Below are 21,805 nucleotides of genomic sequence, written 5' to 3'. Positions count from 1 at the left end.
GGGTGCCAGCGACAACCCTCAGGGTGCTCGGCATCGACCCGGGGCTGACCCGCTGCGGCGTCGGCATCGTCGATGTGACGGCCGACCGGCGCGCGCGGCTGGTCGCGGTCACCGTTCTCCGCACCCCGCCGGAGCTGGCGCTCGAGCAGCGGCTGCTCGCGGTGGGATCCGGGATCGCGGAGCTCCTCGACGAATACCGCCCGGGCGCGGTTGCGCTGGAGCGGGTGTTCGCGCAGCACAACGTCCGCACCGTCATGGGCACCGCCCAGGCGAGCGGAGTGGCGCTGCACGCGGCTGCGGCGCGCGGACTGGCGGTCGGTCTGCACACGCCGAGCGAGGTCAAGGCTGCGATCACCGGTTACGGATCCGCGGACAAGCAGCAGGTGGGAGCGATGGTTGCCCGGGTGCTCGGCCTCGACGAGGTGCCGAAGCCGGCGGATGCCAGCGACGCGCTCGCACTCGCCATCTGCCACGCGTGGAAGGGTCCGCAGGTGGGTGCTCCCGCGGCGGCCGGCGGGCTCACGCCTGCCCAGCAGGCGTGGCGGAACGCAGAGAAGTCTGCGGTCAAACGTAGGCTGACGACATGATCAGCTCCCTGCGCGGCACCGTGCTCGCCGCCGCAGGGTCGTCCGTGGTGATCGAGGTCGGTGGAGTGGGCCTGGCGGTGCAGGTGACGCCGCAGCACGCGCTCTCTCTCCGGATCGGCGCGGAGGCGACCCTGCGCACCGCCCTCATCGTGCGCGAGGACGAGTTGAGCCTCTTCGGCTTCGCCGACTCCGAGCAGCTCGAGATCTTCGACCTCCTGCGCGGTGTCACGGGCGTGGGTCCCAAGTCGGCGCTCGGCGTGCTCGCCACACTGTCGCCCGACGACGTGGCGCGCGCCGTCGCGAACGAGGACGACGCCGCATTCCGCAAGGTGTCCGGCATCGGCCCGAAGACGGCGAAGCTCATCGTCGTCTCCCTCGCCGGCAAGCTCGCAGCACCGGCTCCAGCGCGCGCCGCCTCCGCGAGGGACACGTCGGTCACCGACCGCGTCGTCGTCGCCCTCGCCGGGCTCGGGTGGCCGGAGCGCGTCGCGGCGCAGGCCGCCAGTGACGCACTCGAAGCGGCATCCGAGGCGGACCGTACGAACGTGCAGGTGCTGCTGCGCGCCGCGCTCGCCCAGCTCGGGCCCCACCAGTCCGGTTCCCCGACACTGAGCGGCGCGCGATGACCGCACCCGACCTCGCTCGGCTCACCCCCGAATCGGAGGCGGAGCTCGCCTTCGAGGGCGCACTCCGACCCAAGACGCTCGCGGAGTTCGTCGGCCAGGCGCGTGTGCGTGGCCAGCTGCAGCTGCTGCTCCGGGCGGCCGCGATGCAGAACCGGACGCCAGACCACATCCTGCTGGCCGGCCCTCCCGGACTCGGCAAGACGACGCTGGCGATGATCGTGGCGCAGGAGAGCGGGCGGAGCCTGCGCATGTCGAGCGGCCCGGCGATCCAGCACGCGGGCGACCTCGCGGCGCTGCTGTCGTCACTGGTTCCCGGCGAGGTGCTCTTCATCGACGAGATCCACCGGATGGCCCGCAGCGCGGAGGAGATGCTCTACCTCGCGATGGAGGACTTCCGCATCGACATCATGGTCGGCAAGGGCGCCGGCGCCACCTCCATCCCGCTCGACCTGGCGCCGTTCACCCTCGTCGGCGCCACGACCAGGTCGGGCCTGCTGCCGAACCCGCTTCGTGACCGTTTCGGCTTCACCGCCCACCTGGAGTTCTACGGCACGGACGAGCTGGAAGAGGTGCTCGCCCGGGCGGCCGCGCTGCTGGAGCTCGACATCGACCGGCGGGCCCTCGCCGAGATCGCCGGCCGGTGCCGTGGCACCCCGCGGATCGCGAACCGGCTGCTGCGCCGGGTGCGGGACTACGCGCTCGTCCACCCTTCGACAGGCTCAGGGGAGGCCACCCCTTCGACCGGCTCAGGGACCGGGCCCGCCGGCCTCGATGCGGTGCACGCCGCGCTCGAGCTCTACGACGTGGACGCGCTCGGACTCGACCGTCTGGACCGCTCCGTCCTCGAGGCGATCCTCGTCCGCTTCGACGGCGGTCCCGTCGGCCTCAACACCCTCGCGGTGTCGGTGGGGGAGGAGGCCGAGACGATCGAGTCGGTCGTCGAGCCGTTCCTCGTGCGCATCGGCATGCTGACCCGCACGCCGCGCGGCCGCGTCGCCACGCGCAGCGCCTGGCAGCACTTCGGAATCGACCGACAGGCGCAGGCGGGCCAGTCGGTGCTCTTCGCCGATGGCTTATGATTTCCTGAAGGCACTTGCGGTCGGCGTCGCCGGCTCTGCCTGATTTCCACCTCTGGAAGGCTCTCTCATGGATGTGTACACGATCGTCTTGCTCGCCCTTCTGGCGGTGATGATCTTCTTCATGTTCCGCAACTCGAAGAAGCGGAAGGCGGAGATGGAGGCCGTGCGCGAGAAGATGGTGCCCGGCGTCGAGGTGATGACGAACTTCGGTCTCTTCGGCACCCTCATCGCCGTCGATGACGAGACGAACATCGCCGAGGTCGAGACCAGTCCCGGCACGATCGTGCGGGTGCACCGCCAGACCCTGAGCCGCGTCGTCGAGGACACTCCCGCCGAGACCGTCGTGGATGCCGATGAGCTTCCCGCCGAGCCTGTGCTGGGCGACGAGACGCCGACGGCGGACCCCACGCGTCGCCCCGGCAAGTCCGACGGAACCGAGTAGGCCCGAACCCGTACCCCGTCCCGCCCGCCCGGGACGCGGCGGCGTTGCGCCGAAATCAGAAAGCAGAGTTCCTCAGTGGCACGACCCACCCCCGTCAAGAAGGCTTCGCGCGCGCTGATCTGGCTCGGGATCCTGTTCCTGGCCCTGATCGGAGCGAACGTCGCGCAGGTCACGTTCAACGACGGCGACTGGACGCCGCGGCTCGGACTGGACCTCGAGGGCGGCACCCAGCTGATCCTCGCCGCCCAGGTGGCGGAAGGCGAACAGGTCACCGGCGACCAGCTGAACCAGGCGGTTTCGATCATCCGGCAGCGCGTGGACGCCGCGGGCGTCGCGGAGGCCGAGGTCACCACGCAGGGTGAGCGGAACGTCGTCGTGTCGATCCCCGGCGAGCCTGATGAAGCGACCCTCCAGCGCATCCAGTCATCGGCACGCCTGGACTTCCGTCCCGTGCTGCTGGCCGATGTGGCCTCCGACGACGCCATCGGCGACGGGACCACCGACGGCGAGACCGCCACCCCGAGTCCCTCCGCCGAGCCGGAGGCGACGCCGACGGCCGAGCCCACCGGCCCGAGCGACCTCGCGTGGGTCACGCCGGAGCTGCAGGAGCAGTTCGACACCTTCAGCTGCGACTCCCTCGACGAGGGAAGCCCGGAGGTCGCTCCCGCCGACCAGCCCCTGGTCACCTGCGAGGACGACACCATCAAGTATCTGCTCGGCCCGGTCGAGGTCACCGGTGAGACGATCACCGACGCCACCAGCGGCCAGGTGCTGAGCCCGCAGGGCGTCGCCACCGGTGTCTGGGGCGTGTACCCGGAGTTCAACGAGGCGGGCACCGCGCAGTTCCGTGAGACCACCGAGCGTCTGATCAATCTCGAGTCCCCGCGCAACCAGTTCGCGATCGTGCTCGACGGCCGGGTCATCTCCGCCCCGATCTCGCAGGCCGTCATCACGGACGGCAAGCCGGTCATCTCGGGCTCCTTCACCCAGGAGAGCGCGAAGGTGCTGGCCGACCAGCTGAAGTTCGGCGCCCTCCCGATCGGGTTCGAGCTCCAGAGCCAGGAGGCGATTTCCGCGACGCTCGGTGAGTCGCAGCTGGCGAGCGGGCTGCTCGCGGGCCTCATCGGCCTCATCCTCGTGGTCGTCTACTCGCTGATCCAGTACCGCACCCTGGGCCTCGTCACCGTCTTCTCCCTGGTGGTCGCAGCCGGACTCACGTATCTGGTGGTCACCTACCTGTCGAACGCGCAGGGCTACCGGCTGTCGCTCGCCGGTGTCGCGGGTCTCATCGTGGCGATCGGCATCACGGCGGACTCGTTCATCGTCTACTTCGAGCGGGTGCGCGACGAGCTGCGCGACGGCCGGAGCCTGGAATCGTCGGTCGAGGGCGGCTGGCGGCGTGCGTTCCGCACGATCGTCGCGTCCGACAGCGTGAACTTCATGGCTGCCGTGGTGCTGTTCCTGCTCGCCGCGGCGAACGTGCGCGGCTTCGCCTTCACCCTCGGCCTCACCACGCTCGTCGATCTCGCCGTCGTGGCGCTGTTCACCCACCCGATGCTGCAGCTCGCCGCGCAGACGCGATTCTTCCGGCAAGGTCACCGGCTCAGCGGCCTCGATCCGAATGCGCTCGGAGCCGTCTATCGCGGCCGCGCGCAGTTCCGCACACCCGTCGCGGTCGCGCCGCGGAACACGAAGAGCTCGAGGGAGGCCGAACGCCGGCAGACGATCGCCGAGCGCAAGGCCGCGGAGCTCGAGAACGCGAGCGCGAAGGGCAAGGACTCCTGATGGCGAACTTCACCGCATTCGGCAACGACCTCTACACGGGTGCCCGCTCGATCGACTTCGTCGGCCGGCGCAAGCTCTGGTACCTGATCTCGGCCGTGCTGCTGCTGCTCGCGATCGCCGGGCCGTTCCTCCGTGGCGGCTACTCCTTCGGTATCGAGTTCGAGGGCGGCTCGGAGTTCCAGGTGGCGAACGTCGCCGGGACCGCCGACCGCGGCATCGCCTCCGACGTCGTCGCGTCGGTCGCCCCGGATGTGGCCGCCGAGGTGACGACGATCGGCGCCGGCACCATCCGCGTGCAGACGGAGCCGCTGCCGCAGGAGGACACCCGCGAGATCCGCGAGGAGCTCGCCACCGCCTACGGGGTGACGCTCGACGATGTCTCGGCGAGCCTCGTCGGGCCGAGCTGGGGCGCCGACATCACCGCCCAGGCGCTGCGAGCGCTGGTGATCTTCCTCGTGCTCGTCGGCATCGTGATGGCGCTCTACTTCCGCACCTGGAAGATGTCACTCGCCGCGCTGGTCGCGCTTGTGCACGACCTCGTCCTCACCGCAGGGATCTACGGCATCCTCGGCTTCGAGGTCACACCCGCGGCGGTGATCGGCCTGCTGACGATCCTCGCCTACTCGCTGTACGACACCGTCGTGGTGTTCGACAAGATCCGGGAGAACACCTCGCAGGACGGGGAGCAGTCGCGCCGGACGTTCTCGGAATCGGTGAACCTCGCCGTGAACCAGACGCTCGTCCGCTCCATCAACACCTCCATCGTCGCGGCTCTGCCGGTGGCCTCGATCCTCTTCATCGGCGCGTTCGTGCTCGGCGCGGGCACGCTACGGGACATCGCGCTGGCCCTGTTCATCGGGATCCTGGTCGGCACATACTCGACGATCTTCATCGCGGCGCCCCTCTATGCGCAGCTGCGGGAGGGCGAGCCGGAGACCCAGCGGCGCGGCGTGCGTCCTGAGTCGGTGAACCGGGCGGCGAACCCTTCCGGCGCGGTCCGCTGACCATGGCCGGCGAAGTGCCCGCCGTGCTGGCGCAGGAGGCGATCGACGCCGCGGCGGCGGGCGGTTACCTGCTCGACGTTCGCGAGCCGCGGGAATGGGATGAAGTGCACGCGCCCTCCGCGACGCTCATCCCCATGCGTGCCCTCAGCGAACGAGCGGGCGCGCTGCCCGAGGACGGACATATCCTCGTGATCTGCCACAGCGGCGCACGCTCCGCCGCGGTCACGGAGGCGCTCGTGGCGGCGGGCTACCCGGCGGTCAACGTGACCGGCGGCATGGTCGCGTGGGAGGCGGTGGGCGGCCCCGTCGTGCGGACGGGCCGCGCCGGGCCGCGCCCGTAGAATTGCAGCACCCGCTGCCAGGGCCCGAACGGAAGGGGTGGCGATGAGCGAGACCTCGGCTCAGAACACCGCTCCACTGCGCGCCCTGCTGCCGCGCCTCTTCTCCCGCGCAGTCCAGCCCGCCGGCGCGGTCGACCGGCTCATCCGCACGGTCCGGATGCATCACCCGAAGGCCGACATCGGGGTGATCGAGCGCGCGTACGCCGCGGCGGAGAAGGCGCACGAGGGCCAGCAGCGCAAGAGCGGCGAGCCGTACATCACCCACCCGGTGGCCGTGGCGCAGATCCTCGCGGATCTCGGAATCGGGTCGAAGGCGATCGCCGCCGCGCTGCTGCACGACACCGTCGAGGACACCGCGTACATGCTCGACATGGTCCGCGCCGACTTCGGCGACGAGATCGCGATGCTGGTCGACGGGGTCACCAAGCTCGACAAGCTGAAGTATGGCGACAGCGCCCAGGCCGAGACGGTCCGCAAGATGGTTGTGGCGATGTCGAAGGACATCCGGGTGCTCGTCATCAAGCTGGCCGATCGGCTCCACAACGCACGGACCTGGGGGTTCGTGCCCGCGGAGTCGGCGGAGCGCAAGGCGAAGGAGACCCTCGAGATCTATGCGCCACTCGCGCACCGGCTCGGGATCCAGACGATCAAGTGGGAGCTCGAGGACCTCTCGTTCGCCGTGCTGTATCCGAAGCTCTACGTCGAGATCGAGGGGCTCGTCAAGAAGCGCACGCCGAAGCGCGAGGAGTTCGTGCAGGAGGTCATCGACAAGGTCAACGAAGACCTGAAGGAGTCGAGGATCAAGGGGCAGGTGGTCGGCCGGCCGAAGCAGTACTACTCGATCTACCAGAAGATGATCCTGCGCGGCCGCGATTTCGATGAGATCTACGACCTTGTCGGCATCCGGGTGCTGGTGAACTCGCTGCGCGACTGCTATGCGGTGCTCGGCGCGATCCACGCGCGCTGGACCCCGATCCCGGGCCGCTTCAAGGACTACATCGCGACCCCGAAGTTCAACCTGTACCAGTCGCTCCACACCACGGTGATCGGCCCGAAGGGCCGCGCGGTCGAGATCCAGATCCGCACCCACGACATGCACCAGCGTGCCGAGTACGGCGTCGCGGCGCACTGGAAGTACAAGGAGCGGGTGGCCGCGCAGCGCGGCAGCGCGCCCGACAACGGCCCCGACTCCGACATGGCGTGGCTGGCGCACATCTCGGACTGGCAGGCGGAGACCGCGGATCCCGGCGAGTTCCTCGACTCGCTGCGATTCGAGATCGGTGCCAAGGAGGTCTACGTCTTCACGCCGCAGGGCAAGGTCATCGGCCTTCCCGCGGGCGCCACGCCGGTCGACTTCGCGTACGCGGTGCACACCGAAGTCGGGCACCGCACGATGGGCGCCAAGGTGAACGGCCGGCTGGTTCCACTCGAGAGCGAGCTCACGAGCGGCGACGTGGTCGAGGTGTTCACGTCGAAGAACCCGGACGCGGGACCCAGCCAGGACTGGCTGCATTTCGTCAAGAGCACGCGCGCCCGCAACAAGATCCGCCAGTGGTTCACCAAGGAGCGACGCGACGAGGCGATCGAGCACGGCAAGGACGCCATCGCCCGTGCGATGCGCAAGCAGAACCTGCCGCTGCAGAAGTTGATGAGCCAGGATTCCTTCGCCGACGTGGCCGCGCAGCTGCGGTACGACGGTGTGGAGGCGCTGTACGCCGCGGTCGGCGAGGGTCACGTCTCCACCCAGTCGGTGCTGGAGAAGGTCGTCGCCCTGGTGCAGAGCGAGGAGGAGACCGAGGACGAGGAGCTCACCTTCCGTCCCCGCGGTCGCTCCGCCACGCTGAAGTCCACCGACTCCGGCGTGCTCGTGCGCGGCGCTCCGGACATCCTGGTCAAGCTCGCGAAGTGCTGCACGCCCGTGCCCGGCGACGAGATCATCGGGTTCGTGACCCGCGGCGCGGGCGTCTCCGTGCACCGCAGCGACTGCCACAACATCAAATCGCTCCTGGCCGAGCCGGAGCGGATGATCGAGGTGGAGTGGGCCCCGACGTCGAAGAGCCTGTTCCTGGTGCACATCCAGGTGGAGGCCCTCGACCGCGCCGGCCTGCTGTCCGACGTCACGCGGGTGCTGTCCGAGCACCATGTGAACATCCTGTCCGCGACGGTCAACACCTCGAGCGACCGGCTGGCGCTCAGCCGGTTCGTGTTCGAGATGGGCGACACGACACACCTCGACCGGGTGCTCAACGCTGTGCGGCGGATCGACGCCGTCTACGACGTGTACCGCGTCCAGGGCGGCTGACGCCCGGTTCAGCAGACGCCGGTTCAGCGGACGCCGGTTCAGAAGATTTCGGCGAGCCGGACCAGAGCACGGCGCCGGAACGGCAGGTTCCGCCGGGACCCGAGCGCCTCGGCGCACCCCGCCCGGTCCGCGCCCGCGAGCTCGGCGAGCCTGGCCGCCACCACGGGGTCGAAGACGGTGGCGAACCGGAGGAGGTCCAGCAGCGTGCGCTCCGGGTCGGTGACCCGGAGGCCGGACAGCTCGCGGATCTCGGCGCCATCGATCACCACCTCCCGCACGGTCATGGCGAGCGGACCGCCAGGGCGCCCGCGCGTGCCCATGCCGCTGCAGAACTCGTGCACCCGTGGGGGAGTGGTCCGGGCGCCCCAGACCCACGCCGCCGTGTCCCGCTCCGCGGTCAGGTTCGCCGGCGTGTGGGGCCGGAGCGAGGCAGCCCGCAGCGCCGGGGTCTCGAACTCGTCGATCGCGAAGAAGCTGAGGTTGAGGGTGAACACATCGCCGTCGAGCCGCGCGGCAAGCAGCTCCGCGAGGGGAAGGTCATCCGCGGTGATCGCGAGCGGTCGGTCCTGCACCCGACCATTGTGCGGATGGCGTCACCGGCACGACGGCACCCACCCGGCGGTGTGGACGGGCCGGACGCTGTGGAGGGCTAGCTTCCGAGCGCGTCGAGCCAGGCCTTGCGGGCGTCGAGCGCCTCCTGTGCCTCCTGGGCGCGCTTGATGTCCCCGCTCTGCTTCGCCTCCGCGAGCTCAGCCTCGAGCTTCGAGATGAGGTCCTGCAGCTGGCTGGTCATGCCCTCGGCGCGGGCCTTCCGCTCCGGGTTCTCCCGGCGCCAGTGGTCCTCATCGAGCTTCTTCACCGCCGCCTCGACCTTGCGCAGCCGGTCCTCGAGGACCTTCACCTGATCCCGTGGCACCTTGCCGATGGCGTCCCAGCGGCGCTGGATCGAGAGCAGCTTCTCCTTCGCCGCGACGCGGTCGGTCGCCGTGAGCAGCGGGTCGGCCTCCTCGAGGAGTGCCAGCTTCTGCTCCAGGTTCGCGGCGAACTCGACGCTCTCCTTCGCGTCGACCTCGGCTTTGGCCGAGTAGAGCGCGTCGCCCGCCGCCTTGAAGCGGTTCCAGAGGGCGTCGTCCACCTTCTTGCCGGCACGGCCGGCGCTCTTCCACTCGTCGAGCAGCGCGCGATACGCGGGGATCCCCTCGACCCCGCGCGGGATAAGCGCCTCAGCGCGCTCGGCGAGGCGCTCCTTACGCGCCTTCGCGTCCTTGTGGGCGCTGTCGAGCTCGGCGAAGAACGCGCGCCGGTGCTGCTCCACGGTGGTGCGGGCGGCGCGGAACCGCTTCCACAGCTCGTTGCTCTCGTTCTTCGGCAGGCGCGGTCCCTCCTGCTGGTGCTTCTGCCAGCGGGCGAAGATGTCGTCGAGGGTCGCGGTCACCTGCTTCCACTGCGCCTTCGCCGGATCCTGCGCGGCCAGCTTCTCCGCTTCCTCGACGAGCGCGGTGCGCTCGGCGATCGCCTGGTCGAGGGCCGCCTTCGTTTCGGCGGTCTGCTTCTCGGTGAGTTCACTGACGGTGCCGCCCAGCGCCTCCAGGCGGCGCTCGAGGCTCGCCAGGTCGCCGACGGCGTGGGCGTTCCGCACCGCCTCGGTCAGCGTGCCGACGGTCTTCGCGATGTCGGCGGCTGGGGCGCCGCGCCGTGCCCGCTGCTCGAGGAGCCCGACCTGACCGGCGAGTTCCGCGTACTTCCGCTCGTAGTAGGCGAGCGCCTCCTCGGCGGAGCCGTCGGGGTATTGACCGACGACGCGCTCACCGTCGCCCTCGCGCACGTACACCGTGCCGGTCTCATCGACACGGCCCCACGCGATCTGCTCGCTCTCCGCCATGCTACCCACCTGCCGTCTGCCTCCCGTCGGCGACCATCAGCCTATTGCACCGGCTCCCGGGCCGTTCCTCCCCGGTCAGGAGATCGTGATCCGGGTGATCGTGGTTGCCACGGCCGGGGGACCATCCTCCCCGCCCGCAGCCGGATCGACACCTTCCGCGGCGATCTCGCTGACGAGCGCCTCGAGGCCGCTCGTCACCGAACCGATCACCGTGTATCCGCCCGCCGCGTCGGCGGGGAGCTGGGTGTCCTCGAACACGACGAAGAACTGCTTGCCCTGGCTGAAGGCCTCAGGACCCCGCGCCATCGCGATCGTGCCCGCCGGATAGACGCCGTCCTCGGGCGCGTTCTCGATCGGTCCGAAGGCGAACTCGGGATCGCTCGCGCCGTCGCCGCTCGACGAGCCGCACTGCAGCAGACCCGCGGTCTCACCCTGCACGAGCCGGTGGCAGGTCTTGCCGTCGTAGTAGCCCGCCTGGGCCTCCTGCAGGAACACGGACACGGCCTGGGGCGCGCTCTCGCCGTTGAGCTCGATGCCCAGCTCCACGTTCTCGTTGAGCACCAGCTCACCGGTCCAGGCGCGACCCTCGGCGAGATCCGGCGACGGAACGTCGCCGACGTTCTGTCCCTCCGCCTGCGGGTCGGCGCTCGCACTGGCCGTCGGAGTCGGGGTCGGGGCGCCGGGTCCGTCGGCGAAGTAGAAGAGCTGCGCGACCGTCGCGAGGGTCGCCACCACGACGAGCGCGCCGACTGCGACCAGGTTGTCGCGCTTGCGCCTCGCGGTCTTGTGCTGGTGCACCTGCTGGCGGGCGGCGTACCGCTTCTGCCGCTCCCTCGCCTCACGCGCCTCGCGGTCTCTTCTGCTGCTGGGCACGAAGGTCCTCTCCTCATGGTGTGGATCGCCTCCGGTACTTTATCCGGGCCGGTTCGCGCATCGAGCCCCGCGACGCCGCGAGAGGCGTGGCAGAGGTGACGATTACGCTTGCAGCCATGAGTTCGCAGCCCGGCCTGGTGACCGGGTCCACGCCGCTCGCCGTGCGGATGCGACCGCGCTCCCTGGACGAGGTCGCCGGGCAGCGGCACCTGCTGAAGCCCGGCTCGCCGCTGGTCGCGCTCGCATCCGACACCGCCGGCCGGCAGGGGTCCGTCTCCGTCATCCTCTGGGGGCCGCCCGGCACCGGCAAGACGACCCTCGCCCAGGCGATCGCGCACAGCTCCGGCCGCCGGTTCGTCGAGCTCTCGGCCGTGACGGCCGGAGTGCGCGATGTGCGGCAGGTGATGGAGGAGGCGATGTCGACCCGCGACCTCTACGGCACCTCCACGGTGCTCTTCCTCGACGAGATCCACCGCTTCACGAAGGCCCAGCAGGACGCCCTGCTGCCCGGGGTCGAGAACGGCTGGGTGATCCTCATCGCCGCGACCACCGAGAACCCGTCGTTCTCCGTCATCGCACCCCTGCTCTCGCGCTCGCTGCTGCTCACGCTGGAGCTGCTGAGCGACGAGGACCTCGGCCTGCTGATCGATCGCGCGGTGGAGTCGCCGAAGGGGCTCGCCGCGAAGGTGGAGCTCGACGAGTGCGCTCGTGCGGCACTCATCCGGCTGGCGTCGGGCGATGCGCGCCGGGCGCTCACCGCCCTCGAGGCCGCGGCGATGACGGCGACGGCTTCGAGCGCCGCCGCGGACGGCGGGAATCCGCAGGAGGAGGCGAACGAGCAGCCGGAGGACGGCGAGGAGCCTCCGAAGCCGGTCGTCACCGCGGAGACCGTCGCGACCGCGGTCGATCGCGCGCTGCTGCGCTACGACCGGAACGGCGACGAGCACTACGACGTCATCAGCGCGTTCATCAAATCGGTCCGCGGCTCCGACGTGGACGCGGCGCTGCACTACCTGGCGCGGATGATCGAGGCGGGGGAGGACCCGCGGTTCATCGCGCGCCGGATCATCGTCTCCGCCGCCGAGGACATCGGGCTCGCCGACCCGCAGGGACTCGTGATCGCAGTGGCCGCCGCGGATGCCGTGCAGCTGATCGGCATGCCGGAAGGGCGGATCCCGCTCGCCGAGGCGGTCGTCTACCTCGCCACAGCCCCCAAATCCAACGCCTCCTACCTGGCGCTCGATGCCGCGATCGCCGATGTCCGGGCGGGGAAGATCGGGCGGGTGCCGAAGCACCTGCGGGACGCGCACTACCCGGGCGCGAAGCGACTCGGCCACGGCAAGGGCTACAAGTACTCGCACGACTCGGACATCGGCGTGGTGCAGCAGGAGTACCTGCCGGACGTGCTCAAGGGGACCACCTACTACCGGCCGACGACCCACGGCAACGAGCGCGACGTCTCGGCGCGGCTCGAGAAGATCCGCGCGATCCTCCGCGGCACGAGCTGACCCACGGAGGGGCCGCCTCCCGGCGTGATAGCATTGTCGACGCCTGAAATCGGCGGAAGCGTGCGGCTGCGCTCCGGCGGTGACGGGATTCCAGCCTGTAGCCGGCCGGATCCCACGGCGCCATCCCTCTGCTTACACAGGCTCTGCTTGTGCAGCCCGGCCTGGTGCGCGATCGAGCGTCGCGCGCGGCGGCCTGTGCATCCGAAACGTTCAGAACACTTCAGAAAAGGATTCCGTGTCCACCAAATCACGCACCCGCAGCAAGACCCGTCTGTCGCGCGCCCTCGGCGTCGCGCTGACCCCGAAGGCCGCCCGCTACCTCGAGAAGCGACCCTACGCTCCCGGTGAGCATGGCCGCACCAAGCGCAAGGCCGACAGCGACTACGCCGTCCGGCTGCGGGAGAAGCAGCGTCTCCGCGCCCAGTACGGCATCCGCGAGAAGCAGCTCCGCATCGCCTTCAACGAGGCGCGTCGCACCCAGGGCCTGACCGGTGAGAACCTGGTCGAGCTCCTCGAGATGCGCCTCGACGCGCTCGTGCTCCGTGCCGGCTTCGCCCGCACCACGGCCCAGGCCCGTCAGCTGGTGGTGCACCGCCACATCCTCGTCGACGGCAAGATCGTCGACCGTCCGTCCTTCCGTGTCAAGGAGGGTCAGCTCATCCACGTGAAGCCGAAGAGCGAGGCGCTCGAGCCGCTGCAGGTCGCCGCCGCCGGCGGTCACGCCGAGGTGCTGCCGAAGGTCCCGGCCTACCTGGATGTCGAGCTCGACAAGCTGCAGGCCCGCCTCGTACGCCGCCCGAAGCGCGCCGAGGTCCCGGTGACCTGTGAGGTCCAGCTCGTCGTCGAGTACTACGCCGCGCGCTAGTCCTACTCCGACAGGCTGAGCACAAGCGCCGGGAGGCCGGGGGGAGCGCGCGACGCTCGCCCCGGCCTCTCGGGCTTAAGCGACTTCCGCCCTTAACTAAGCTGAAACCCGCAGGCCGTCGCCTGCTTCATCCAAGGAGAGCGAGCATGAAGAGCGCCCTGGTGCTTCTCGTCGGTGTCGTCCTCGGTTTCGCGGTCGCCCACGCGGTGAACCGCACCCCGGAGGGCAAGCGGTTCCTCGAGGGCGTCGACGCCCGGATCGAGGACTTCCGCGCCGCCGCCGTCGAGGGCTTCCGCACCCGGAACGCCGAGGTGCGCGCTCTGGCTGCAGAAGCGGACGCCGCCTCCGACCGCCAGTCCCGTCCGGAGTAGCCGTGCAGACAGCAGACATCCAGCGGCGCTGGCTGGAGTTCTTCGGTTCCCGCGGCCACACCGTCGTCCCGTCCGCGTCGCTCGTGAGCGACGACCCGACGCTGCTGTTCACCGTGGCCGGCATGGTGCCCTTCATCCCGTACCTGACCGGGCTGGTCCCCGCGCCGTACCCGCGTGCGACCAGCGTGCAGAAGTGCATCCGGACGAACGACATCGAAGAGGTGGGCAAGACCACCCGCCACGGCACGTTCTTCCAGATGAACGGCAACTTCTCGTTCGGGGACTACTTCAAGGAGCAGGCGGTCGCCTACGCCTGGGAGCTCCTGACGACGCCGGAGTCCGACGGTGGCCTCGGCTTCGCCGAGAAGGACCTCTGGGTCACCGTCTACGACGACGACGACGAGGCCGCGGCATTCTGGAAGAAGACCGCCGGGCTTCCCGACGAGCGCATCCAGCGGCTCGGCAAGGAGGACAACTACTGGCACACCGGCCAGCCCGGTCCCGCCGGCCCGTGCTCCGAGATCTACTTCGACCGCGGCCCCGCCTACGGCCCGGACGGCGGTCCTGCCGTGGACGACACGCGCTACATCGAGATCTGGAATCTCGTGTTCATGCAGTATCTGATCACTGATGTCCGCAGCAAGGTGGACTTCGACATCGTGAGCGAGCTGCCCCGGAAGAACATCGACACCGGCATGGGCATGGAGCGCGTCGCGTTCCTGAAGCAGGGCGTCGAGAACATGTACGAGATCGACCAGGTGCGTCCGGTGCTCGACATGGCGAGCCGGCTCTCCGGGCGCCGCTACGGCGCCGACCACGACGACGACGTGCGGATGCGCGTCATCGCCGACCACGTGCGGTCCTCGCTCATGCTGATGGGCGACGGTGTCAGCCCCAGCAACGAGGGCCGCGGGTACATCCTGCGCCGGCTGCTGCGCCGCTCCATCCGCGCCATGCGACTGCTGGGCGTCGACGCGCCGTCCTTCGCCGAGCTGTTCGGCGCCTCCCGGGACGCGATGAGCGGTGCCTACCCGGAGGTCCTGCACGATTACGACCGGATCTCCCGCCTCGCGCTCGGCGAGGAGGAGGCGTTCCTGCGCACGCTCGCGAGCGGCACCAGCATCCTCGACCTCGCGGTCGACCGCACCAAGGGCGAGGGCAAGCAGGCGATCCCGGGGGACACCGTCTTCCAGCTGCACGACACCTTCGGCTTCCCGATCGACCTCACGCTGGAGATGGCCGAGGAGGCCGGGCTCACCGTCGACCGGGACGCGTTCGACCGGCTGATGGCAGACCAGCGCGCCCGTGCGAAGGCGGATGCCAAGTCGAAGAAGCGCGCCCTCGCCGACCTGTCGGTGTACAGCGAGTTCCGCAAGCACGGCGAGACGGTGTTCACCGGCTACGAGCTGCTCGAGACGGAGAGCACCGTGCTCGGCCTCCTGCGCGACGGGGTATCGGTCGATTCGGCGGCGACCGGTGACATCGTCGAGGTGATCCTCGCCGAGACGGCGCTCTACCCGGAGTCCGGCGGCCAGGAGTCCGACCAGGGCCGCATCGTCGGCAACGGGTTCGAGCTCGAGGTGCTCGACGTGCAACGCCCCGTGAAGGGCCTTGTCAGCCACACCGTGCAGGTGTCCAGCGGCGAGGTCGGCGTCGGGGCTCCGGCGACGACGCTCGTCAACCCGGTGTGGCGGCACTCCGCCGCGCAGGCTCACTCGGCCACCCATGTCATCCACGCGGCGCTCCGCCAGGTGCTCGGCCCCCAGGCGCACCAGTCCGGGTCGTACAACAAGGCCGGCTACATGCGCCTGGACTTCAGCTGGAACGCCGCGCTGTCTCCGGCCACTCGCAGTGAGATCGAGGAGATCTCGAACAACGCGGTGCGTGACAATCTCGAAGTCACCACGCGGATCATGACGCTCGACGAGGCGAAGAAGCTCGGCGCGATGGCGCTCTTCGGCGAGAAGTACGGCGACGCGGTGCGGGTCGTCGACATCGGCGGCCCGTGGTCACGCGAGCTGTGCGCCGGCACGCACGTGCGCCGCTCCGCCGAGATCGGCCTCATCAACGTCGTGAGCGAGTCCTCCGTGGGCTCGGCCAACCGCCGGATCGAGTCGCTCGTCGGCCTCGAGGCGTTCCAGGACCTCGCGACGGAGCGCGCCATCGTCTCGCAGCTCACCTCCTCGCTGAAGACTCCGCGCGAGCAGCTTCCCGACCGGATCGCGGAGCTCGTGGCGAGCCTCAAGGCTGCCGAGCGGAAGATCGCGCAGTACGAGGCCAGCCAGCTTGCCGGCCGCATCCCGGCCCTGGTGGCGAACGCCCGCCGCGTCGGCGGGTTCACCACCGTTCTCGAGCACGTCGGCAAGGTCGGCAGCAGCGATGACCTCCGCGGCCTCGTCACGTCGGTCCGCGAGCGGCTGGGCGGTGACCCGGCGGTGGTCGCACTGGCCGCGGACGTGTCCGGAAAGCCGGCCGTGATCGTCGCAACCAACGACGCCGCCCGGAAGAGCTCCGTGAAGGCGGGGGCGCTCGCCAAGCGGGCGGCCTCCGTGCTCGGCGGCGGCGGCGGTGGCCGCGACGACCTCGCCCAGGGCGGCGGGTCGGATCTGACGGCCATCCAGAGCGCGCTCGACGCGGTGAGCGCAGAGCTGAGCGCGTAGCGGATGCGGTCCGGAGTGAGGCTGGGCGTCGACGTGGGCAAGGTCCGCGTCGGGATCGCGCGCAGCGACCCCGCCGGGATGCTCGCCACCCCGGTGGCGACCCTCGCCCGGGCTGGGGAGCTCGACTCCGGCTTCCGCGCCCTCGTCGACGAGCACCAGCCGGTCGAGGTGGTGGTCGGCCTGCCGCTGTCGATGTCGGGCGGCGAGACCGCGTCGACCGCGGATGCCCGCGAGGTGGCTGCCCGGCTGGCGCGCGTGGCCGGCGTGCCGGTGCGGCTCGTCGACGAGCGGCTCTCGACCGTCGGTGCGCAGCGGTCGTTGCAGGCGGCCGGGCGCAACAGCAAGCAGTCACGATCCGTGATCGACCAGGCCGCCGCCGTGATCATCCTGCAGCACGCATTGGATTTCGAGCGGACGGCCGATCGGCCGCCCGGCGTCGTCGTCGGCAGTGTTCCCGACGACGCAGAGGAAGGGCACCCCCATGGCTGAGCAGACCCCGTGGGACGACATCTTCAGCCCGCAGCCGTCCGGCAACGAGTCCTCGGAGGAGCATCCGAAGACCGCCGTCCTGCCCGTCACCCGCAGAGAGGTGCGGGCGCAGGACCGCCGCCCGCCGCTCGGTGAGCAGCTCGGCAAGACGCCGAAGCCCAAGCGCAAGCGCAAGTGGGGCGTCCTCATCGCGTTCCTCGTGTTTCTGGCGCTCCTGGTCGGGGCAGGAACGACGGTGTGGTTCACGTTCGAGGACCGGATCCGCGACGTGCTCGGCTGGGCCGAGCCGAACGACTACGAGGGCACCGGCAACGGCGAGCCGGTGGACATCGTCATCGCGACCGGACACATCGGCGCGGACGTCGCGGCGACGCTCGAGGACGCCGGTGTCACGAAATCCTTCGACGCCTTCTACGACCTGCTGCTCACCCTGCCGGAGCAGCCGAACTTCCTGCCAGGCACCTACACGCTGGAGCAGCAGATGAGCGCCGAGTCCGCGCTCGACGCCCTGCTCGATCCGGCGAACCGCAGCACCTGGCAGGTGTCCTTCCCGGAGGGCGTGACGACCGCAACCATCCTCCAGCGGATCAGCGAGGGCACCGGCCTGCCGATCGAAGAGCTGCAGGCAATCGCCGAGGATCACGAGTCGCTCGGCGTCCCCGCGGACGCCCCGAGCATCGAGGGGTACCTGTTCCCCGCCACCTACGAGTTCGACCCCGAAACGCCCGCGCGCGACATCCTGCAGCGGATGGTGGACCGCATGTTCGAGTCGCTCGACGCGGCCGGCGTGGCTCCGGAGGACCGGCACCGCGTGCTCACCGTCGCGTCGCTGGTGCAGCGCGAGGCGGGGACCGCCGAGGACTTCGGCAAGGTGGCCCGCGTGGTCTACAACCGCCTCGACACCGGCATGATGCTCCAATTCGACTCGACTTCGCACTACGGGTGGCAGGTGACCCGCGGTGAGGCGCCGACCGGGTCGGTGTTCACCACGGATGAGGAGCGCGCCGACGAGAACCCGTACAACACCTATGCGAAGACCGGGCTGCCGGCGGGCCCGATCGCCGCACCGGGCGACGCCGCCATCCAGGCGGCGCTGAACCCGGCGGACGGCGACTGGCTGTTCTTCGTCGCCGTGAACTTGAAGACGGGCGAATCGGTGTTCAGCTCCACGCTGGCCGAGCACAACCGGGCCGTGGACCAGCTCGCCGCCTGGTGCGCGGAGAGCGACGAGAACGCGGAGTACTGTGGCTGAGCCCGACCCGCTGGATCGCCCCCCGGGCGACTTCCGGCGACTCGCGGTGCTCGGGTCGCCGATCGCGCACTCGAAGTCGCCCGCGCTCCATGCGGCGGCCTACCGGGTGCTCGGTCTCGACTGGGAGTACGCCGCCGTCGAGGTGACGACGACGACGCTCCCCGGCTTCCTCGGCGGGCTCGACTCCTCCTGGCGCGGGCTGTCGCTCACGATGCCTCTGAAGCGCGACGTGGTCCCGCTCCTCACCACCACGGATGAGCTGGTGGAGCTCACCGGGGCGGCGAACACCGTGCGGATCGAGCCGGGCGTGCTCGCCGGCTTCAACACCGACGTGTACGGGATCGAGGAGTCCTTCCGCCGGGCGGGCGTCGCGGCGCTGCACTCCGTCGCCATCCTCGGCGGCGGAGCGACCGCGGCATCCGCCCTGGTCGCGGCGTCGCAGATGGGCGCCACCGCAGCCACCATCGCCCTGCGCGACCCGGCGAAGGGGGGCGCGCTGCGGACCCTCGCCGACCGGCTCGGCGTGCATCTTCAAGTCCAGGCGATCGGCTCGCCGCTCCCGCCGTGCGACGCGGTGGTGAGCACCCTGCCGAACGGTGCCGAGGCCCGGCCGATGGTGCCCGAGCATGTCCGCCGCAGCGCCGTGCTGCTGGACGTGGCGTACGAGCCGTGGCCGACTCCGCTCGCGGCCTCATGGACGGGCCCGGTCATCCCGGGGATTGAGATGCTGGTGCACCAGGCGGTCGCCCAGGTGCGCGTGTTCCTCCAAGGCTCGCCCGACCGGTCGCTCCCCGGCGACGACCGCGTACTCACCGCGATGCGGTCGGCCGTCGGCCTGACCTGACGCGGTCCCGGGACGTCTCCGGCGTTCCACCTTCCCTCGGTGTGAAAGGATTTCGACATGCTTCGTTGGTTGACCGCCGGTGAGTCCCATGGGCCTGAGCTGGTCGCCATCCTCGAGGGGCTCCCCGCGGGCGTGCCGGTGAGCGCCGCGGCGATCCAGGCAGATCTGCAGCGCCGGAAGCTCGGCTACGGCCGCGGCGCCCGCATGAAGTTCGAGCAGGATGAGCTGACGATCAGCGGCGGCGTGCGCCACGGAGCGACGCTCGGCAGCCCGGTCGCCCTCCGCGTCGGCAACACCGAATGGCCGAAGTGGGTCGACGTGATGAGCGCCGAGCCCGTCGACTCGGAGAAGCTCGCGGGTGGCCGCGGCGCACCGCTCACCCGGCCCCGCCCCGGGCACGCCGACCTCGTCGGCATGCAGAAGTACGACTTCGACGAGGCGCGCCCGGTGCTGGAGCGAGCCAGCGCCAGGGAGACCGCCGCACGCGTCGCGCTGGGCGCGGTGGCACGGTCGTTCCTCGGTGAGCTCGGCGTGCGGCTGGTCAGCCACACACTGTCGATCGGCCCCGTGCGCGTACCGGAGGCGTATGCGCTGCCGTCCCCGGACGACGTCGTCACGCTCGACGCCGACCCGCTGCGCTGCTTCGACGAGCCGACCTCGGCACGCATGGTGGCCGAGGTCGACGCGGCCCACAAGGACGGGGACACCCTCGGCGGGGTCGTCGAGGTGCTCGCCTACGGCCTGCCGCCGGGGCTGGGCTCCTACGTGCACTGGGACCGCCGCATCGATGCGCAGCTGTCGGCCGCCCTCATGGGCATCCAGGCCATCAAGGGCGTCGAGGTCGGTGACGGCTTCGTCACCACCACCCGGCGCGGATCCGCCGCGCACGACGAGCTGCTGCGGACCGGCGACGTGATCTCCCGGCCCACCGACCGCGCGGGCGGCACCGAAGGCGGCATGACGACCGGGGGAGTGCTGCGCGTGCGTGCCGGCATGAAGCCGATCGCCACGGTGCCGCGGGCCCTGCGGACGATCGACGTCGCGACCGGCGAGGCGGCGCCCGCGCATCACCAGCGCTCCGACGTCTGTGCGGTGCCGGCCGCCGGCGTCGTCGCCGAGGCGATGGTGGCCCTCGTGCTGGCGAACGCCATGCTGGAGAAGTTCGGCGGCGACTCGGTCGGTGAGACGCGTCGGAACCTCGACGCCTACCTGGCCGCCATCCCGGCCGCGCTGCGTACGGGATTCGCCCCGGACGCCGCGAGCACCGCCGCGGGCACCGAGGCGTGACGGCGCCCACCGCGGTGCTGATCGGCCCGCCGGCCGCCGGCAAGTCGCGGATCGGCAAGCGCGTCGCGCGGATCCTCGGTGTGCCCTTCACCGACACCGACTCGCAGATCGTCGCCGCCCACGGCAAAATCGCCGACATCTTCGCCGAGCACGGCGAGCCGCACTTCCGCGCACTCGAGCGTGAGGCGGTGCGTGCCGCGCTGGCCGGCCCCGGCGTCGTGTCGCTCGGCGGTGGAGCCGTGCTGGACCTCGACACCCAGGCGGACCTCCGGAAGCTCCCGGTCGTGCTCCTCACCGCCTCCGCCGATGCGGTCCGGAAACGGATCCGCGGCGGCAAGCGACCGCTGCTGGCATCCGGCGGCATCGACGCGTGGGAGCGCCTCGTCGCCGAGCGCACCCCGATCTACGAGGCACTGGCCACCCGGGTCTGGGACACCTCCAGCCGCCCGGTCGATCAGCTGGCGGCGGAGATTGCCGACTGGCTCGCGTCGCGAGCCGGTTCCGATGGCAGCGGGCGGGGAGCGAGCGAATGAGCGACATCACGACCATCCGGGTGCCCGGCACCTCGCCGTACGACGTGCTCGTCGGCACCAGGCTCGACGACTCGCTGTCCGAGCTGCTCGGCCCGAAGGTGGCGAAGGTGCTGGTGGTGCACGCGCCGCCGCTCGCCGAGCGCGCCGCCGCCCTGCGCGAGCGGCTCTCCGGCCGCTACGAGGTGCTGCTGGCCGAAGTTCCGGATGCCGAGAGCGCCAAGCGGGTCGAGGTCGCCGCGTTCTGCTGGCAGATTCTGGGGCAGACCGACTTCACCCGCACCGACGCGGTGGTCGGGTTCGGCGGTGGTGCCACCACCGATCTCGCCGGCTTCGTCGCGGCCACCTGGCTTCGCGGCGTGAAACTCGTGCAGGTTCCCACCACGGTGGCCGGCATGGTGGACGCCGCGATCGGCGGCAAGACCGGGATCAACACCGCCGAGGGGAAGAACCTGGTCGGGTCCTTCTACGCCCCCGCCGGCGTCGTCGTCGATCTCGGCTTCCTCGACACCCTGCCGCGGAACGAGGTCGTCGCCGGCTTCGCCGAGATCGTGAAGGCCGGGTTCATCGCCGAGCCGGAGATCCTCGAGATCATCGAAGCCGATCCGGACGCTGCAACCGACCCGAGTACCCCGCAGTTCCGCCGGGTGGTCGAGCTCTCCATCGGGCTGAAGGCGCGCGTGGTGGGGGAGGACTTCACCGAGAGCGGCCTCCGCGAGATCCTCAACTACGGCCACACCCTCGGCCACGCCATCGAGCACGCCGAGCGGTACCGCTGGCGTCACGGGGCGGCCGTCTCGGTGGGCATGGTGTTCGCCGCCGAGCTGGCCCGTCTCACCCGGGGTCTCGGCGACGAGGTGGTCGACCGGCACCGGAGCATCCTCACGTCGCTCGGGCTTCCGATCACCTACCCGGCCGCACGATGGAAGACGCTGCTCGCCACGATGCAGCGCGACAAGAAGGCCCGGGCCGGCATGCTCCGCTTCATCGTGCTGGACGATCTCGCGCGTCCCACCGTGCTCGCCGGGCCCGAGGACTCGCTCCTCTACGCCGCATACCAGGAACTCGCGGACTGAGC

General features: G+C 70.6%; 21 protein-coding genes. 18 read left to right on the top strand and 3 right to left on the bottom strand.

Annotated features, from left to right (window positions below; all coding sequences use genetic code 11):
• The first annotated feature begins 2 nt into the window (after positions 1 to 2).
• The 8 genes from ruvC to ACFFGH_RS09295 all read left to right on the top strand — a co-directional run bounded on the left by ruvC (position 3) and on the right by ACFFGH_RS09295 (position 8,166).
• Positions 3 to 587, top strand: a complete 585-nt coding sequence (ruvC, locus tag ACFFGH_RS09330) for a crossover junction endodeoxyribonuclease RuvC (protein WP_386667552.1) — start codon at positions 3 to 5, stop codon at positions 585 to 587.
• The gene (gene ruvA / locus ACFFGH_RS09325) at positions 584 to 1,213 is read left to right on the top strand and encodes a Holliday junction branch migration protein RuvA (RefSeq protein ID WP_386667550.1); all 630 of its coding nucleotides are present in this window, start codon (positions 584 to 586) and stop codon (positions 1,211 to 1,213) included. Before ruvC ends, ruvA begins: the two co-directional genes overlap by 4 nt.
• Positions 1,210 to 2,292 (top strand): Holliday junction branch migration DNA helicase RuvB, encoded by a 1,083-nt coding sequence (gene ruvB, locus ACFFGH_RS09320; protein ID WP_386667548.1) that lies wholly within the window; start codon positions 1,210 to 1,212, stop codon positions 2,290 to 2,292. The genes ruvA and ruvB overlap by 4 nt, the downstream gene beginning before the upstream one ends.
• A gap of 67 nt (positions 2,293 to 2,359) precedes the next feature.
• Complete coding sequence (locus ACFFGH_RS09315; RefSeq protein WP_386667546.1) at positions 2,360 to 2,734, top strand: preprotein translocase subunit YajC; 375 nt, start codon at positions 2,360 to 2,362, stop codon at positions 2,732 to 2,734.
• A 75-nt stretch (positions 2,735 to 2,809) separates the two neighbouring features.
• A complete protein-coding gene (secD, locus tag ACFFGH_RS09310) occupies positions 2,810 to 4,519 on the top strand; it encodes a protein translocase subunit SecD (protein WP_386667544.1) in 1,710 nt (569 codons plus the stop codon).
• Positions 4,519 to 5,523, top strand: a complete 1,005-nt coding sequence (gene secF / locus ACFFGH_RS09305) for a protein translocase subunit SecF (RefSeq protein ID WP_386667542.1) — start codon at positions 4,519 to 4,521, stop codon at positions 5,521 to 5,523. Before secD ends, secF begins: the two co-directional genes overlap by 1 nt.
• A gap of 2 nt (positions 5,524 to 5,525) precedes the next feature.
• Entirely contained in the window at positions 5,526 to 5,864 is a 339-nt protein-coding gene (locus ACFFGH_RS09300; protein WP_386667540.1) for a rhodanese-like domain-containing protein, read from the top strand.
• A gap of 43 nt (positions 5,865 to 5,907) precedes the next feature.
• Positions 5,908 to 8,166: a RelA/SpoT family protein gene (locus ACFFGH_RS09295; protein WP_386667538.1), complete on the top strand. Its 2,259-nt coding sequence runs from the start codon at positions 5,908 to 5,910 to the stop codon at positions 8,164 to 8,166.
• 38 nt (positions 8,167 to 8,204) lie between these two features.
• Here ACFFGH_RS09295 and ACFFGH_RS09290 read toward each other — a convergent pair whose 3' ends face one another.
• From ACFFGH_RS09290 to ACFFGH_RS09280, 3 genes are all read right to left on the bottom strand, one after another.
• Positions 8,205 to 8,738, bottom strand: a complete 534-nt coding sequence (locus tag ACFFGH_RS09290) for a type IV toxin-antitoxin system AbiEi family antitoxin (RefSeq protein ID WP_386667536.1) — start codon at positions 8,736 to 8,738, stop codon at positions 8,205 to 8,207.
• 77 nt (positions 8,739 to 8,815) lie between these two features.
• On the bottom strand, positions 8,816 to 10,048 hold the full coding sequence (locus tag ACFFGH_RS09285; protein ID WP_386667534.1) for a DUF349 domain-containing protein: 1,233 nt from the start codon (positions 10,046 to 10,048) through the stop codon (positions 8,816 to 8,818).
• A 75-nt stretch (positions 10,049 to 10,123) separates the two neighbouring features.
• On the bottom strand, positions 10,124 to 10,921 hold the full coding sequence (locus ACFFGH_RS09280; RefSeq protein WP_386667532.1) for a peptidylprolyl isomerase: 798 nt from the start codon (positions 10,919 to 10,921) through the stop codon (positions 10,124 to 10,126).
• A 116-nt stretch (positions 10,922 to 11,037) separates the two neighbouring features.
• Between ACFFGH_RS09280 and ACFFGH_RS09275 the strand changes: the two genes are divergently transcribed.
• From ACFFGH_RS09275 to aroB, 10 genes are all read left to right on the top strand, one after another.
• On the top strand, positions 11,038 to 12,429 hold the full coding sequence (locus tag ACFFGH_RS09275) for a replication-associated recombination protein A (RefSeq protein WP_386667530.1): 1,392 nt from the start codon (positions 11,038 to 11,040) through the stop codon (positions 12,427 to 12,429).
• Between the two features lie 235 nt (positions 12,430 to 12,664).
• Positions 12,665 to 13,294 (top strand): 30S ribosomal protein S4, encoded by a 630-nt coding sequence (rpsD, locus tag ACFFGH_RS09270; RefSeq protein ID WP_386667528.1) that lies wholly within the window; start codon positions 12,665 to 12,667, stop codon positions 13,292 to 13,294.
• A gap of 146 nt (positions 13,295 to 13,440) precedes the next feature.
• Positions 13,441 to 13,665 carry a hypothetical protein gene (locus tag ACFFGH_RS09265; RefSeq protein WP_386667526.1) on the top strand — a complete coding sequence of 75 codons (225 nt, stop codon included), beginning with the start codon at positions 13,441 to 13,443 and terminating at the stop codon, positions 13,663 to 13,665.
• Positions 13,666 to 13,667: 2 nt separating this feature from the next.
• Positions 13,668 to 16,325 (top strand): alanine--tRNA ligase, encoded by a 2,658-nt coding sequence (gene alaS, locus ACFFGH_RS09260; protein WP_386667524.1) that lies wholly within the window; start codon positions 13,668 to 13,670, stop codon positions 16,323 to 16,325.
• 15 nt (positions 16,326 to 16,340) lie between these two features.
• On the top strand, positions 16,341 to 16,814 hold the full coding sequence (gene ruvX, locus ACFFGH_RS09255; RefSeq protein ID WP_386667522.1) for a Holliday junction resolvase RuvX: 474 nt from the start codon (positions 16,341 to 16,343) through the stop codon (positions 16,812 to 16,814).
• Positions 16,807 to 18,066, top strand: a complete 1,260-nt coding sequence (gene mltG, locus ACFFGH_RS09250) for an endolytic transglycosylase MltG (protein ID WP_386667520.1) — start codon at positions 16,807 to 16,809, stop codon at positions 18,064 to 18,066. Before ruvX ends, mltG begins: the two co-directional genes overlap by 8 nt.
• Positions 18,059 to 18,910: a shikimate dehydrogenase family protein gene (locus ACFFGH_RS09245; RefSeq protein WP_386667518.1), complete on the top strand. Its 852-nt coding sequence runs from the start codon at positions 18,059 to 18,061 to the stop codon at positions 18,908 to 18,910. The genes mltG and ACFFGH_RS09245 overlap by 8 nt, the downstream gene beginning before the upstream one ends.
• A gap of 57 nt (positions 18,911 to 18,967) precedes the next feature.
• On the top strand, positions 18,968 to 20,197 hold the full coding sequence (aroC, locus tag ACFFGH_RS09240; RefSeq protein WP_386667517.1) for a chorismate synthase: 1,230 nt from the start codon (positions 18,968 to 18,970) through the stop codon (positions 20,195 to 20,197).
• A complete protein-coding gene (locus ACFFGH_RS09235; RefSeq protein ID WP_386667515.1) occupies positions 20,194 to 20,730 on the top strand; it encodes a shikimate kinase in 537 nt (178 codons plus the stop codon). The genes aroC and ACFFGH_RS09235 overlap by 4 nt, the downstream gene beginning before the upstream one ends.
• On the top strand, positions 20,727 to 21,803 hold the full coding sequence (gene aroB, locus ACFFGH_RS09230) for a 3-dehydroquinate synthase (RefSeq protein WP_386667513.1): 1,077 nt from the start codon (positions 20,727 to 20,729) through the stop codon (positions 21,801 to 21,803). The genes ACFFGH_RS09235 and aroB overlap by 4 nt, the downstream gene beginning before the upstream one ends.
• The last annotated feature ends 2 nt before the right edge of the window (positions 21,804 to 21,805 follow it).

The organism is Lysobacter korlensis, from assembly GCF_042434515.1.
This window is presented reverse-complemented; position numbering and strand designations above follow the sequence as displayed.